The 15,188-nt window shown below is 33.8% G+C and carries 12 protein-coding genes; 7 read left to right on the top strand and 5 right to left on the bottom strand.

Going from position 1 to position 15,188, the window contains the following annotated elements:
* The first annotated feature begins 14 nt into the window (after nucleotides 1–14).
* From recJ to H3T56_RS04585, 3 genes are all read left to right on the top strand, one after another.
* Nucleotides 15–1,748: a single-stranded-DNA-specific exonuclease RecJ gene (gene recJ, locus H3T56_RS04595; RefSeq protein ID WP_198192137.1), complete on the top strand. Its 1,734-nt coding sequence runs from the start codon at nucleotides 15–17 to the stop codon at nucleotides 1,746–1,748.
* A 122-nt stretch (nucleotides 1,749–1,870) separates the two neighbouring features.
* Nucleotides 1,871–3,265, top strand: coding sequence for a UDP-N-acetylmuramate:L-alanyl-gamma-D-glutamyl-meso-diaminopimelate ligase (gene mpl, locus H3T56_RS04590; RefSeq protein WP_065578285.1), 1,395 nt, complete (start codon nucleotides 1,871–1,873; stop codon nucleotides 3,263–3,265).
* Between the two features lie 409 nt (nucleotides 3,266–3,674).
* Complete coding sequence (locus tag H3T56_RS04585) at nucleotides 3,675–4,031, top strand: helix-turn-helix domain-containing protein (RefSeq protein WP_065578284.1); 357 nt, start codon at nucleotides 3,675–3,677, stop codon at nucleotides 4,029–4,031.
* A 57-nt stretch (nucleotides 4,032–4,088) separates the two neighbouring features.
* On the opposite strand, the gene H3T56_RS04580 is transcribed toward H3T56_RS04585, so the two are convergent.
* The 3 genes from H3T56_RS04580 to H3T56_RS04570 form a co-directional block, all read right to left on the bottom strand.
* Complete coding sequence (locus tag H3T56_RS04580; RefSeq protein WP_198192136.1) at nucleotides 4,089–5,456, bottom strand: L-serine ammonia-lyase; 1,368 nt, start codon at nucleotides 5,454–5,456, stop codon at nucleotides 4,089–4,091.
* A gap of 228 nt (nucleotides 5,457–5,684) precedes the next feature.
* Nucleotides 5,685–6,986 (bottom strand): serine/threonine transporter, encoded by a 1,302-nt coding sequence (locus H3T56_RS04575; RefSeq protein ID WP_198192135.1) that lies wholly within the window; start codon nucleotides 6,984–6,986, stop codon nucleotides 5,685–5,687.
* A gap of 562 nt (nucleotides 6,987–7,548) precedes the next feature.
* Nucleotides 7,549–7,947, bottom strand: a complete 399-nt coding sequence (locus tag H3T56_RS04570) for a hypothetical protein (protein WP_198192134.1) — start codon at nucleotides 7,945–7,947, stop codon at nucleotides 7,549–7,551.
* A 159-nt stretch (nucleotides 7,948–8,106) separates the two neighbouring features.
* On the opposite strand from H3T56_RS04570, the gene proS reads away from it, so the two are divergent.
* Both proS and H3T56_RS04560 read left to right on the top strand, forming a co-directional pair.
* Nucleotides 8,107–9,822: a proline--tRNA ligase gene (gene proS, locus H3T56_RS04565; protein WP_198192133.1), complete on the top strand. Its 1,716-nt coding sequence runs from the start codon at nucleotides 8,107–8,109 to the stop codon at nucleotides 9,820–9,822.
* 736 nt (nucleotides 9,823–10,558) lie between these two features.
* The gene (locus H3T56_RS04560) at nucleotides 10,559–12,010 is read left to right on the top strand and encodes a M48 family metalloprotease (protein WP_198192132.1); all 1,452 of its coding nucleotides are present in this window, start codon (nucleotides 10,559–10,561) and stop codon (nucleotides 12,008–12,010) included.
* 62 nt (nucleotides 12,011–12,072) lie between these two features.
* Here the strand turns inward: H3T56_RS04560 and H3T56_RS04555 are convergent, their stop codons facing one another.
* Entirely contained in the window at nucleotides 12,073–12,732 is a 660-nt protein-coding gene (locus tag H3T56_RS04555) for a histidine phosphatase family protein (RefSeq protein ID WP_034900902.1), read from the bottom strand.
* A gap of 26 nt (nucleotides 12,733–12,758) precedes the next feature.
* Nucleotides 12,759–13,739: a 23S rRNA pseudouridine(955/2504/2580) synthase RluC gene (gene rluC / locus H3T56_RS04550; RefSeq protein WP_034900904.1), complete on the bottom strand. Its 981-nt coding sequence runs from the start codon at nucleotides 13,737–13,739 to the stop codon at nucleotides 12,759–12,761.
* Between the two features lie 150 nt (nucleotides 13,740–13,889).
* Here rluC and dsbB point away from each other — a divergent pair, with 150 nt between their 5' ends.
* Together dsbB and rluA are read left to right on the top strand one after the other, a co-directional pair.
* A complete protein-coding gene (gene dsbB / locus H3T56_RS04545) occupies nucleotides 13,890–14,423 on the top strand; it encodes a disulfide bond formation protein DsbB (RefSeq protein WP_065613758.1) in 534 nt (177 codons plus the stop codon).
* A gap of 74 nt (nucleotides 14,424–14,497) precedes the next feature.
* Entirely contained in the window at nucleotides 14,498–15,154 is a 657-nt protein-coding gene (gene rluA, locus H3T56_RS04540) for a bifunctional tRNA pseudouridine(32) synthase/23S rRNA pseudouridine(746) synthase RluA (RefSeq protein WP_198192131.1), read from the top strand.
* The last annotated feature ends 34 nt before the right edge of the window (nucleotides 15,155–15,188 follow it).

The raw sequence follows: 15,188 nt of genomic DNA, 5'->3' as shown, positions 1-15,188 counted from the left end.
CTAACATTTAAAATATGAAAAGTAAATTAACACACCGCCAATTACCTGAAGTACTACCTAAATTGTCACCAGATATTCCACTCTTATTGCAACGAGTCTATGCATTACGTGGAATAACATCTATGCAAGAATTAGATTATACCACTCGTAATTTATGCAACTATGACAACTTAGACGGTACCCATACTGCTGTCGAAATTGTTTATTCAGCTATGCAGAATAATAAACGGATTATGATTGTCGGTGATTTTGATACTGATGGCGCAACCAGTACTGCATTAATGATAAAAGCATTAAAAAAGATGGGATGTAAACATGTCGATTATATCATTCCTAATCGATTTGATGATGGATACGGTTTAAGTATAAGTGTGGTAAAAAGAGCACTGTCAAAAAAAGCCGATCTGATTATTACTGTTGATAATGGTGTTTCGGCTATTGAGGCGGTTGAATTTGCAAAACAATCAAACTTAACTGTAATAATTACAGATCATCACTTGTGTTCAGAGCAATTACCAGCAGCTGATGCTATCATTAATCCTAATTTACCAAACAGCTCTTTTCCATCTAAGCACTTAGCTGGTGTTGGTGTAGCATTTTATTTTATGTTGGCATTACGGGCAAAGCTGCGTAAAGAAAACTGGTTTGCTAGCAATAAGTTAGCAGAATATAACATTACCAACTTGCTAGACTTAGTTGCGCTTGGCACGATTGCCGATGTGGTAAAACTTGACCGCAATAATCGTATATTGGTTCATCAAGGAATTAGCCGTATTCGAGCCGGTTATTGTTGTGAAGGAATCAAAGCATTATTAGATATCTCTAGACGAGATCCTCTTACGTTAACTTCCACAGATCTTGCCTATTACATAGCCCCAAGGCTAAATGCAGCTGGGCGAATGGATAGTATGTCGCTTAGCGTGGAATTACTGCTATGTGAAGATTATGATAGTGCCATTAAACAAGCAACTGATCTTGATACACTTAACCATGATCGGAAACTGATTGAACAAACAATGTATCAAGAAGCGTTATCCTATATTGAACAAGTAGAACAGAAAAATTCTACTTTTCCGAACGCATTAGTTGTACATCATCCGCAGTGGCATCAAGGTATTATCGGTATTGTATCGGCACGTTTGAAAGATAAACATTATCGTCCAGTTATATGTTTTGCCTCTACTGAAGATGGATTATTAAAAGGTTCCGGACGATCAATAGAGGGGATTCACTTACGAGACATACTTGATAAACTCAATGAGAGATATCCCGATATTCTAGTGAGCTTTGGTGGACATGCCATGGCAGCTGGATTAAGCATTCAAGAAAAAGATTTAGATCAATTTAGCGCACATTTTGAAGCATTGATAACTGAACAACTCGATTTAGATGTACTCGAACAAATCATTGAAACCGATGGTGAGATAGATAATCAAGATTTTAATTATGCAATAGCTAAACAATTAAAAGAGTCTGGTCCATGGGGTGAAGGATTTACAGAACCAACATTCGATGGTGATTTTATTGTGCATCAACAACGTTTATTTGCTGAAAAACATCTTAAATTAGTATTAGAACCAAAAAACGGTGGTCCAATTATTGAAGGCATATGTTTCAATGTAAATTTAACCCAATGGCCAGATAATACAATAAAAATTGTAAAAATTGTCTATCAACTAGATGTTAATGATTTTCGTGGTAATCAGGCGGTAAAATTGATGATTAGACATATTTGGCCTATCGCATAAGCGAGTAAAATCGACTATAATTATAGTTTTCTACAAAAATCAAATCAGTTAACTAAAAGATACTGGCAACAGATAAGTATTATCATCAGTACAATATTTTATACAACATTAAGGACCAAAAAATGCATATTCATATACTTGGGATTTGTGGCACATTTATGGGAGGCATTGCATTAATCGCTCGCTCATTGGGTCATAAAGTCACGGGTTCAGACAAAAATGTTTACCCACCAATGAGTACGCTACTACAAAAAGAACATATTGATATTATTGAAGGAGATGATCCTTCACAATTAAACCCTATTCCGGATCTGGTAATTATTGGTAATGCCTTATCAAGAGGCAATCCTTGTGTTGAATATATTTTAGATAACAACATTCCTTATATTTCTGCTCCTCAATGGCTACATGACAACGTTTTACGTGAACGATGGGTAATCGCTGTTGCTGGAACGCATGGTAAAACAACAACAGCAGGTATGGTTAACTGGATTTTAGAGAAACAAGGCTATAACCAAGGTTTTGTTATTGGTGGCGTACCAGGTAATTTTGAAGTATCAGCAAGGCTAGGTGAAGGTAACTTTTTCGTTATTGAAGCCGATGAATATGATTGTTCATTTTTTGATAAACGTTCTAAATTTATGCATTATTGCCCAAAAACGTTAATTATGAACAATTTGGAATTTGATCATGCAGATATTTTTGATGATCTCAGTTCAATTCAAAAACAATTTCATCACTTAGTTCGTTTAGTGCCTAGTAAAGGGTTGATAATTTCCCCGCAAGAAGATGTCAATTTAAAACAAGTTTTAGCGAAAGGTTGTTGGAGTGAGCAATCATTCACCGAATCAGAAAATGGCTGGATGGCGAAAAAAATCGCTAATGATGCGAGCCAATTTACTGTTTACTTTAACAATGAACAGGTTGGTGAAGTTAACTATTCTCTTGTTGGTGAACATAATATGCATAATGCCTTAATGGCTATTGCAGCGGCACATAATGTCGGTATTAAACCAGCTGATGCTTGTTTAGCACTTGGATCGTTTTTGAATGCCAAAAGACGTTTAGAGTTATATGGCGAAGTTAATGATATTGAGATTTATGATGATTTTGCCCATCACCCAACTGCAATATTAGCAACTTTAGAAGCATTACGCAGCAAAATTGGGGCAAATCGACGAATATTGGCAGTTTTAGAACCTCGTTCGAATACCATGAAACTAGGCATATCGAAAGATGAACTTGCGCCATCATTAGGTCGTGCAGATGAAATATATATGTTTCAACCAGAACAACTACCTTGGTTAGTTGCTGATGTGGTTGATGCTTGTATTCAACCGGCTTATTGGTCTGGTGATATTGATTTATTAGTTGAGATGATTATTAAATCAGCTAAACCAACTGATGCAATCTTGATTATGAGTAATGGTGGTTTTAATGGTATTCATAATAAGATTTTAGAAAATCTGCAAAAACAGCAAATAAAAGACAAACAAGAAGAAAAATTGCGACATTAATAACTACATTCCAATATGACATGTCATTTTTAGTGGCATGTCATCGCTATATATTTTAATCCATTATATTATCTTTTATTAGGTATGAATCTACATAGGTTATACAAATAATAACTTATTTGCTAAGAACTAATTGGCGAACAAGATAAATACTGTGAATAAATAAGCTAGTTATCAATAGCTATAACTAGACAGATAATTAGAAAATCGAATAATATAAACATTATTTATTATTTCTAAATAATAAGGAAAAACGCCTTTATAAGTACTAATTAGGACGATTTAACTGATAAATTGATAATCTAATAAATTTATCTGTAATTACTGTTGATTAATAGAATAACTAATGCACCATTTATTTATATTAGACATGGTATTAAATCTCCGCTTATAAAATTGAGGATAGTACATGAATGACACTACCGACATGATTAAAATGTTATGTCGCAGAATAAAAATGGCAAGAATTGAGAAAAATTTATCACAGCTAGAGCTGGCTAATAAAGCCCAAATAGGTATTGCCACAATAAAACGTATTGAACATGGAGAATCAATTACTTTACAAACATTAATTGCTGTCTTAAAAGGCTTAGATGAACTTGACCAACTGAACAATTTATTGGCCTATAATGAAATAATGCATAAAACATCATCAGAACAACCAAAACGAAAAAAGCGTTGTTTCAAAAAAGACGAAAAAATAGATATGTTAGTAAATAATGATTTTCTACGTTCAAAAGTTAATACAATGCGTTGGAAATACTAAGTTGATTGGCTATTTTCGCCGATTTTATATCGGCGAAAATAAACAAAATATCTAAAATTAATTACAGTGAACCGTAATAGCTAATCCACCACGCGATGTTTCACGATATTTAGCATTCATATCCTTTCCTGTTTCATACATGGTTTCAATAACTTTATCTAAGGATACTTTTGCAACAGTCGTTCTTCTTAACGCCATTCGAGTGGCATTGATTGCTTTTACTGCAGCTATTGCATTACGTTCAATACAAGGAACTTGAACTTGTCCTGCAACTGGATCACAGGTTAAACCCAAATTATGTTCCATCGCTATTTCAGCAGCCATACAAACCTGCTGAGGGTTTCCTCCTAAGAGTTCAGCCAAACCTGCTGCAGCCATAGAACAAGCAACCCCCACTTCACCCTGGCAACCAACTTCGGCACCAGAAATAGAAGCATTCATTTGGTAAAGTTGCCCTATAGCACCACAAGTCAGGAAAAAACGAATATAGATATCAGGTGTTACCGGATTGATAAATTTATTATAATAAGCAATTACAGCAGGTATAATACCACAAGCACCATTTGTTGGAGCTGTTACCACTCGCCCACCAGCAGCATTTTCTTCACTAACCGCGAGAGCAAACATATTAACCCAATCAATAATAACCATTGGGTCATTAATAATACCATCTTTTGTGGTCGATAATTGCCGATATAATGAAAATGCTCGACGTGGAACTTTAAGTGGTCCAGGTAATAAACCTTCTGTATTCATTCCGCGTTTAATACAATCTAAAATTGTTCCGCCCACTCGCTCAAAATAGTTTTCTATTTCTTCATATGTATGTAACTGTAACTCATTCTTCATCATTATGCTGGAAATAGACAATGAATTATCTTCACAGAGATTAAGTAGCTGTGCTGCTGATGAAAAAGAATATGGTAACTTTACTGAATTTTGCTCTTCCTGACCAAATTTCTCTTCTTCAACAATTTTACCACCACCAACAGAATAATACGTTTTTTGTAATAATAACGTCTCTCCATTATAAGCACTCAATGTCATACCATTTTCATGTAATGGTAAAAATTTTGAATGAAATACCATACATTGATCGAGAGGAAAATCAATTCCATACCTATTATTATAAATTGATAATCGATTGGTCTGAGTCACTGTTTCTATAAATAATGGAATATTATCGATATCCACACTATCAGGCTTTTCGCCAGCTAATCCCATAATAATGGCAATATCAGTTTGATGCCCTTTACCTGTTAATGATAAAGAGCCGTAAACATCAGCAACAATTTTAGTAACCGACGACATCAAATTTGCACTAATCAACTGATCAATGAAGATTTTTCCTGCTATCATTGGTCCCACTGTATGAGAACTAGAAGGACCTATACCGATTTTAAATATTTCAAATACTGAACTCATATTTTCCCTTTTTTATACCTAATTTTAAATCGATAACAATTATCAATATTATAAATTATAACTGTGAGCAAAAATGCAGTAAAACCTATAAATTTATACAAGTAATTTCAAATCTTATGTTAAGATTTCCGCAAATAAATTATTTGCCACTAACTCCTTCTATTGATCAATAAAATAATCGACTTTACTACATAACATAAACAGTTATGGTTTTTAATTAATGCAAATTTAAATTAAATTATAAATGGCTGCTGAAATCGCAATCATTCCCATAACAACAATAAATATATTACTAATTTTACCTTTATACTTTTGTAATATAGGCAATCTATGGATTGCGTACATTGGCATTAAAAATAGTAATATCGCTAGAATTGGACCACCTAATGATTCAATTAACCCCAAAATACTTGGATTTAGTGTCGCAATACCCCATGCAGTAATTAACATAAAAGCAATGGCAATTTTATCGAGTTTTTTTGGCGAAATTGTTTTATTACAGCTACGTAGTGCCTTATTAACAAGACCATTAAATCCTTCTTTACCACCTAAATAGTGACCTAAAAATGATTTAGCCATAGCAATAAAGGCAATTGGAGGACCAATGTACTCAATTACTGGTGAATTAAATCGATTAGCTAAATAAGATAATGTTGAAATATTTTGAGCTTTTGCATCTAATAGCTCTGCAGGGGTTAGGCAAAGCGCACAACTAAAGACAAAAAACATGACAGTAACCACCATCATAATATTACTAGCCGCAATAATTTTACTACATTTAGGTTCAGCAAATACTTCACCATATTCTCTACGTTTAGCTACGGCTAAAGATGAGATAATAGGTGAATGATTAAATGCAAATACCATTACAGGTATAACTAGCCATAGTGTCATTAAAATACTACGTCCACCTTCATTAGCTGTATTACTAAATGAAAAATTTGTGAAAAGTTCACCATTCCATTCAGGAATTAAAAACAAAGCCAAAATCATTAACACAGCAATAAAAGGAAAAACCAATATTGACATAACTTTAACAATAAGTTCTTCACCAAAATGTACAATCATCATTAAAAAAGCAACTAAAAAGAATGAAAGCAAAGCTCGAGGAGGAGGCTCCATGCCTAATTGATGAACTATAAAGCTATCAACAGTATTAGTAATACCGACACTATAAACTAATAAAATCGGATAAATCGCAAAAAAATAGAGTAGTGTTATCCAATTTCCTGCAGTGCGTCCAAATGCTTCTTCAACCACTACTGTTATATCACCATCAGGGCTTTTGCCCGATAAAACAAACCGACACAAAGCTTGATGAGCAAAGAATGTCATTGGGAAAGCAAGGACTAACATCACCAATAACGGGATTAATCCTCCGACTCCTGCATTGATAGGAAGAAATAGTACCCCCGCTCCAATAGCTGTTCCATAAAGGCTAAGCATCCATAATGTATCACTTTTACGCCATTTCGGTAATTTCGATGAGCTTTTATCTTCAAATATGTCCTTATTAATCGTATGTCCCATATTGAATATCTCCTTAATCTAAAATTCGCGCGTATGATATCAATAATTAAACTTTTGTAGTGTGACCTTCATCACATTAAACACAAAATTATTCAATATAATCAACAAGATAATAATATCTATTTTGATACTTAAGCCCCTTAAATTTGTTAAAGAATCATTTTTGATACCTATAAATAAGTAATCTGACAAAATTTATGTTTGAATTGAGTTTTAATCGATAAGTAATAACAGAGCCATTACTCATTATTTTAGTTAAAAACAATAATAAAATTATTTTGGTATCCTAATATTTAAAAGAATCTAAGTCATAAATAACGTTGATTTATAGTATTTGTAATATGGGGTATGTGATCAAGATTAGCGTTATTAAGTTTCTCAAAATAAGACACAAGAAAACTTATTCGTAATGATAAGTAAACAACGAATTATATTTAGTACTATATTATGCTGATAATAATTGCCTAATCAGACTATTAATTAAGATTAAATTATTAGCATAAAAAATTTTTGAGGAACGGGGTTTTTGACAACTAATTTTAGTTAAAAACTCTCAAAATTTTTATATCGAATCATAGTAACAAACAACACCTAAATCTGACCGTATAATTTCCATAAAGCCACCAGACAATATTTCAGATGTGTCGTGGAAAAAACTAGGTTTTTCTTTTAATATCAATTTACCATAAAACTTATTTTCAAAATATAAATCGCCATCATCAGTAATGGTAAAATGGTCATCAGGCTGAATAAAACTATCACAAGGACATTCCATTATATATTCCGTTGTATTAGACAGTCGACTACAACCATCAGTTCGCCAAGAAAACTCTAATACCTCTTGATAACTTAAATCAAACAGATGATATTTAGTACATTTAATCGGTAAATATAAAATAAGTACAGCTAAGAAGAGAAAAAATAAACGTTGTTTTAATTTAGGTATATTCAATTTGTCCATATTGTTTAGTAACTTATTCTCAATAAAAGAAAATTTATCATATATAAACATTTATAACCATATTTACTAATAAAATTACTTTTGTGTTGCGCTTGGTACTGCTAAACTAGCTAACATTTTTATTATATTTATATATAAATTATTTTTCGGGATAAATGTATGCGAACCAGTAAATATCTTCTATCTACATTAAAAGAAACGCCAGCAGATGCTGAAGTAATTAGCCATCAATTAATGTTACGTGCCGGTATGATCCGTAAAGTTGCTGCCGGATTATATACATGGCTACCCACAGGTTATCGTGTACTAAAAAAAGTCGAAAATATTGTTCGTGAAGAGATGAATAAAGCCGGTGCAATTGAAGTATTAATGCCGGTGGTACAACCTGCCGATATATGGCAAGAAAGTGGCCGTTGGGAACAATATGGTCCTGAATTATTACGTATTAAAGATCGTGGCGATCGTGATTTTGTCTTAGGGCCAACTCATGAAGAAGTGATCACTGACTTACTACGTAATGAAGTGAGTTCTTATAAGCAATTACCGCTAAATGTTTATCAAATCCAAACTAAATTCCGCGACGAAGTCCGCCCTCGTTTTGGTGTGATGCGCTCACGTGAATTTATTATGAAAGATGCATACTCGTTCCACACCTCGCAAGAATCATTACAAGAAACTTATGATGATATGTATAAAGCTTACAGTGCAGTATTTACTCGGGCTGGCTTAAATTTTAGAGCGGTACGTGCTGATACAGGCTCAATTGGTGGTAACTGGTCACATGAATTTCAAGTATTAGCGGATAGTGGCGAAGATGATATTGTCTTTTCAACGGAATCCGATTATGCCGCCAATATTGAAATGGCACAAGCACAAGCACCAACTCAAACTCGCCAATCTCCAACCAAAGAGATGCAATTAGTTGATACTCCAAATGCCAAAACTATAGATGAATTAGTAGCACAATTCAATTTACCAATTGAAAAAACCGTTAAAACGTTAATGGTTAAAGCCACTAAAGAGAGTGGTCACCAACTTGTAGCTTTATTAGTCCGTGGTGATCATACGTTAAACGAAATCAAAGCGGAAAAAATCGATATTGTTGCGTCTCCAATTGAATTTGCAACCGAAGATGAAATTCGTGCCTTAGTCAATGCAGGACCGGGCTCTTTAGGACCAATAAACCTAAATATGCCAATGATTATTGACCGTGATGTTGCTGTAATGAGTGATTTTGCTGCCGGTGCCAATATTGACCATAAACATTACTTTAATATCAATTGGCAACGCGATGTGGATTTACCACGTATCGAAGATATTCGTAATGTGGTCGAAGGTGATATTAGCCCGGATGGCAAAGGCACATTGCAAATTAAACGAGGTATTGAAGTTGGGCATATCTTCCAACTTGGTACTAAATATTCAGAAGCCATGAAAGCAACTGTCCAAGGTGAAGATGGACAAAATCATGTGATGATCATGGGTTGTTATGGTATTGGCGTTAGCCGAATAGTTGCCGCTGCAATCGAACAATGCCATGACGATCGTGGAATTATTTGGCCAGAAGCCATAGCACCATTTAGCGTTGTTATTATTCCAATGAATATGCACAAATCTGAAAGAGTACAAGCGACTGCAGAAAAACTTTATGCCGATCTACAAGCTGCCGGTATTGAAGTATTATTTGACGACCGTAAAGAGCGCCCTGGTGTAATGTTTGCTGATGCTGAATTAATTGGTATTCCACATACAATTGTTATTGGTGACCGTAACCTTGATAGTGGCAATGTAGAATATAAACATCGTGCTGGTGGAGATAAAGAATTGGTAAAAGTAGATCAAATCCTTGAATTTATTAAAAGCCGTCAACAATAAACACAAAAATAAACAATTGTAGTAATGGTAAATAGAACACAACAAGTAATGGCTCTCTTTGGTTTGCAAATTACCCAAATAGTGAACATTATTTTGTTGTGTTGCTTGATTTTTTATTAGCAGTTGTCAGTCGAAATTAATTCAAACCTCATTGTGAATAACTTTTATCAAGTACCTAACGATATATATCGCTTGAACAATCCTCGTTAAAACAGATAAAACAGCTTGATAAACTTAGCATTAAAACCATAATTAATCTGCGATATGGCATAGTGATCGAGATAAAGTTGTCAATACTGGCATTACTGAAGTTTGGATCAATATGCGAGCAGGAAATATTTCTGATAAAAAATAATTCAAATTCTTAAAACAATCAAAAATTCCCCTAAACTGAGATTAATTCATTGTTGGCATAGCAGTGACCGCACAGGCGTAGTTGTTGCTATGTATCGCTTAATTTTTCAAAACTGGAATAAACGTCAAGTTGTTGATGAATTAATGTAACCTGAGTTTAGAAATCATTAAAATATTTATCCCAATATCAAAAACTACATTAAGAATGTTGATATTGATGTTGAATAAATTCGCTATGCAGCATTGGAATAACATCATTATTTAATCGAGTAAATAAAATAATATAGAAGTAATAGCTCAAATTGATAAAATATTCAAAGTGATATTGTCTTTTTTTTAAGCTAGAATACTTAATTATTAATCTTTTTTATGAGTTAAAAGTATGTTAAAAAAAGCAATCGCATTAATAGTATCTACGTCGTTATTATTGCAAAATGCATCGATCGTTTATGCAGATAACATCAAGCTACCCGATATGGGCACCGCAGCTGCAGCTACATTAAGTATCGGGCAAGAAAAAGAGATGGGCGATTATTATATGCGCTTGTTACGTGGTAGTGCTCCGATTATTAATGATCCGGTTTTAAATCAATACATCAATGATTTGGGGAAAAAATTAGTTTCCAAATCTGAATCAGTACAAACGCCTTTTCACTTTTATGTTATGAGAAGTAATGTACTTAATGCCTTTGCATTCTTTGGTGGCAATGTCGTCGTTCATTCAAAATTAATATTAGATACCGATAATGAAAGTCAATTAGCGTCAGTAATGGCTCATGAAATCGGGCACGTGACACAACGTCATTTAGCACGAGCAATGGAGGCTCAAAATAGTAATAGTCCTTACGTTTGGGGCGCCACACTAGGTTCGTTATTGCTAACTTTAGCCAATCCAGAAGCTGGTATGGCGGCAATGACAACCACTATGGCGAGCTCAACACAAAGTATGATTAGTTTTACCCAATCAAATGAACAAGAGGCGGATAGAGTTGGGCTTAGAACATTAACTAAAGCTGGATTTGATCCTTATGCTTCTTCTGAGTTTTTACAAAAACTAGCGGATCAAAGCCGCTTTAGCAGTAAGCCACCTGAAATCTTAATGACTCACCCTTTACCTAATAGTCGTTTATCCGATATTCGTAATCGTTCATTACAATACTCAAAAAAGAATGTTACGCCATCTTTAAATTATTATTTAGCCAAAGCTAGAATAGCAATATTGATGAGTAATAAAACTAATGCAAGAATATTGATTGAAGATTATCGTAAACTGAATAATGAACAAAGTAAAATAGCAGTAATTTATGCTAATGCTTTAGTTGATTACAATAATAATAATTACCCAAAAGCCAAACAACAATTACAACCATTATTAGATAATGATCCAAATAATATCTGGTATATTGATCTAATGACGGATATTGATTTAGCACTTAATAATAGTAGTGCAGCAATTACTCGTCTTCAATCAGCATTAAAAAGATCACCTGATAGTTCCGCATTACAACTAAATCTAGCTAACGCTTATGTAAAAGCTCGAAATTACCAGCAAGCAGTGAGTTTATTACATCGTTATACTTTTGATCACAATGATGACACTAACGGTTGGGATTTGTTAATAACTGCTTATGGTGGACTAAAGTCAAGAGCTCAAGAGATGAGCGCACGGGCAGAGTCAGTGGCACTAGAAGGAAAGTTTCCTGATGCGATTCGATTATTAACTAATGCTAAAACTCAAGCAAAAGGTAATCAAACCTTAATTGCAAAAATTGATGCCAGAATTAATCAATTAAAACAGTTGCAAAAACGTTATGCTGTTTATAGTAGGAGATAGACTCGTATTTCAGGCTAATGTTACTAATAGCATTAGCCTGAAAATGTCACAAAAAATAGTAATTAATCGTCTAAATGATCAACATTATTATAAAACTTAACTGAATATTCACCCTCTTGTTGCTCGTTATTCTGTTTATAATTAACCACGCTAATACTAGTATTTAACATTCGTGGGAAATAGTTTTCATCACGATGTTGACGCCAATCGCCACCATTTAAAACACAAAGTAATATTCGTAATACCGTACCATGTGATACAACTAAAATATTACCATTATCTTGCGGTGCATTTTTAACAATTTCATTTAAAGCATTTTTCATACGAGAAAGTACATCAAGGTAATTTTCACCTTGATTAACAGATGCATCAAACTTTTCTGGTTCAGTTAAATAGGTATTAAATTCTGGGAATTCTTTTTTTAGTGAAGGCACATGTCTACCTTCCCAAAGACCAAAATCCATTTCCCGCAAACCTTCCAGTTCAAAAGAAGGAATTACATTGTCATTTTCGTTAATAATATAATCCCGAGTTTCCATTGCACGTTGTTGAGGGCTAGAATAGGCTTGTATAAATGGTATATTTTTAAGATGCTTTCCGGTTATCTTGGCGCCTAAAATGCCATTTTCAGTTAGAGGTGAGTTTTGTGACCCCTGCATCTGATCTTTAATATTCCATTCTGTTTGACCATGTCTAATTAAGTATAAATTAAGATCTTTCATGCTTATTAATTACCTTCTCATTTTAATCATTCTGTTTGTTGATATTTATCATCTCTAATCTTTGTCAAACAATTTTGCAATACATCATCCAACGGGGCATGTAATTGCATCTCCTGTAAAGTTTTCGGATGAATAAATTTTACATTAGCGGCATGTAAAAATAATCGATTAAGTTTACTATCAGTTAATAATGCATCAAATTGACTATCACCATAGCGATCATCAAATGCAATCGGATGATTAGCATATTGAGTATGCACACGAATTTGGTGAGTACGACCAGTTACTGGGCTCGCCTTAACTAAGGTTGCAAAACCGAAGCGTTCTTCTACTTTAAATCTCGTTTCTGAAGGTTTTCCTTCGGCATTCACTTTAACCACTCGTTCACCACTTTTAAGAACATTTTTTAGTAATGGTGCTTGTACAACTTTGCATTCAGAAGGCCAATTACCTTTCACTAAAGCTAAATAATTCTTTTGCATCTGTTTCAAACGTAATTGTTCATGCAGTGACTTTAACGCAGAACGTTTTTTCGCAATCAATAAAATACCTGATGTTTCGCGGTCAATTCGATGCACTAATTCTAAAAATTTCGCTTCTGGTCGTAAGGCTCTTAATCCTTCAATAACACCAAAACTTAGACCACTACCACCATGTACGGCAATTCCAGATGGTTTATTAATGGCTAAAATTACATCATCTTCATAAATGATCGCTTTCTCCAAATCAGCAACTTTATTTAGTTTTGTGGAAATCTCAGGCACCGTTTTTTCGGAAACGCGTATAGGTGGGATACGCACTTCATCACCAATAGCTAACTTGTATTCTGGTTTTATTCTTTTTTTGTTAACACGAACTTCACCTTTTCTAAGTATGCGATAAATCATACTTTTAGGCACACCTTTAAGATATGTAATAAGAAAGTTATCAATGCGTTGCGCTTCATTTTCTTCACTAATTGTGACAAATGAAACTTGTTGTTTTGTTTGTTGAACTTTTGAGTCCATAAGAAAAGATTAATCCACCGTTAATAAATAAAAGTCGTTTCACATTATTAAAAAATAAACTACACTACTACTGGCTAAAAATTAATATCGATTAATTTCAATAAAATGAATATAAAACGATTATAACGGAATCTGGAGGAATAAAACAGTATGTTATCTCTGCTCAATCAATACTCTCGCAGTAGAGTTGCTTGGTTTTTGTTATTTCTTTCCACCTTTATTTTTGAAATAACCGCTCTCTATTTTCAACATGGCTTAGGCCTTGCCCCTTGTACATTATGTATCTATCAACGTTGTGCAATTTACGGCATTATGCTTGGCAGCTTAATTGGACTGATTGCGCCTAGCAAACTAATTTTTCGCTTAGCAGGTATTTTGGTATGGTTAATTAGTTCCATAAAAGGCTTTAACTTAGCAACTTTTCATGCCCATTTACAATTTGAACCAAATTTAAGTGATACCTGTGCTATTAATGTGCAATTCCCTTCTTGGTTAGCGTTAAATGAATGGTTACCAAGTATGTTTAATGCTTATGGATCATGTGCAGACAAAATTTGGTCTTTTTTAACTATTGAGATGTCGCAATGGATGATCATTATTTTTGCTTGTTACCTTTTAGTGAGTTTGGTGATACTCTTCTCTCAACTCTTTTCACCGAGTAAAAAGTCAATCTGGAGTAAATAAACTTTTCGACTGACACTTTTTGTTGAGTTTGTTAGAATGTGTGGCAATTTAATTTTACAAATTATCACACATACATGCTTTTGGAATATCATCCCCCCATTGATCCGTGGCTATCTATTTTATATCAAGATGATCATATTGTTGTCGTGAATAAACAACCCGGTATATTATCTGTTTCAGGCAATAAGCCACAATTTATAGATAGCATTATTCATCGCTTACAACAAAAATATAGTTATGTTGAATCAGTCCATCGTCTCGATATGGCGACCAGTGGTATCATGGTTGCGGCTTTATCAAAATTGGCTGATAGAGAAATTAAAAAACAATTCCGCGAACGAGTACCGAAAAAAACTTATATTGCCGTAGTTCATGGCCATCTTGAAAATGATATTGGCCAAGTCGAGTTACCATTAATTTGTGATTGGCCTAATCGTCCACGACAAATGGTTGACCACGAAAATGGCAAATATGCATTAACCCATTATCAAGTTATTTCCCGTAATGATGATAATACCACCAGAGTTGCACTATTTCCGTTTACAGGACGCTCCCATCAATTACGAGTTCATATGCAAGCAATCGGACATCCCATTCTAGGGGATAAATTTTATGCTCATCCTGAAGCATTTTCGATGTCAAAACGATTATTGTTACATGCACAACTACTTACAATAAATCACCCCAAAACAGGGGAAAGTATGACATTTTGTTGTGAGCCAGATTTTTAAATTTTAAACAATATATCCATTAGTAATATTTAAC

Source organism: Gilliamella sp. W8123, assembly GCF_016101085.1.
GTDB classification, from domain to species: domain Bacteria; phylum Pseudomonadota; class Gammaproteobacteria; order Enterobacterales; family Orbaceae; genus Gilliamella; species Gilliamella apis.
Note: the sequence above shows the minus strand (reverse complement) of the source record. Positions and strands in the feature narration are given on the sequence as shown.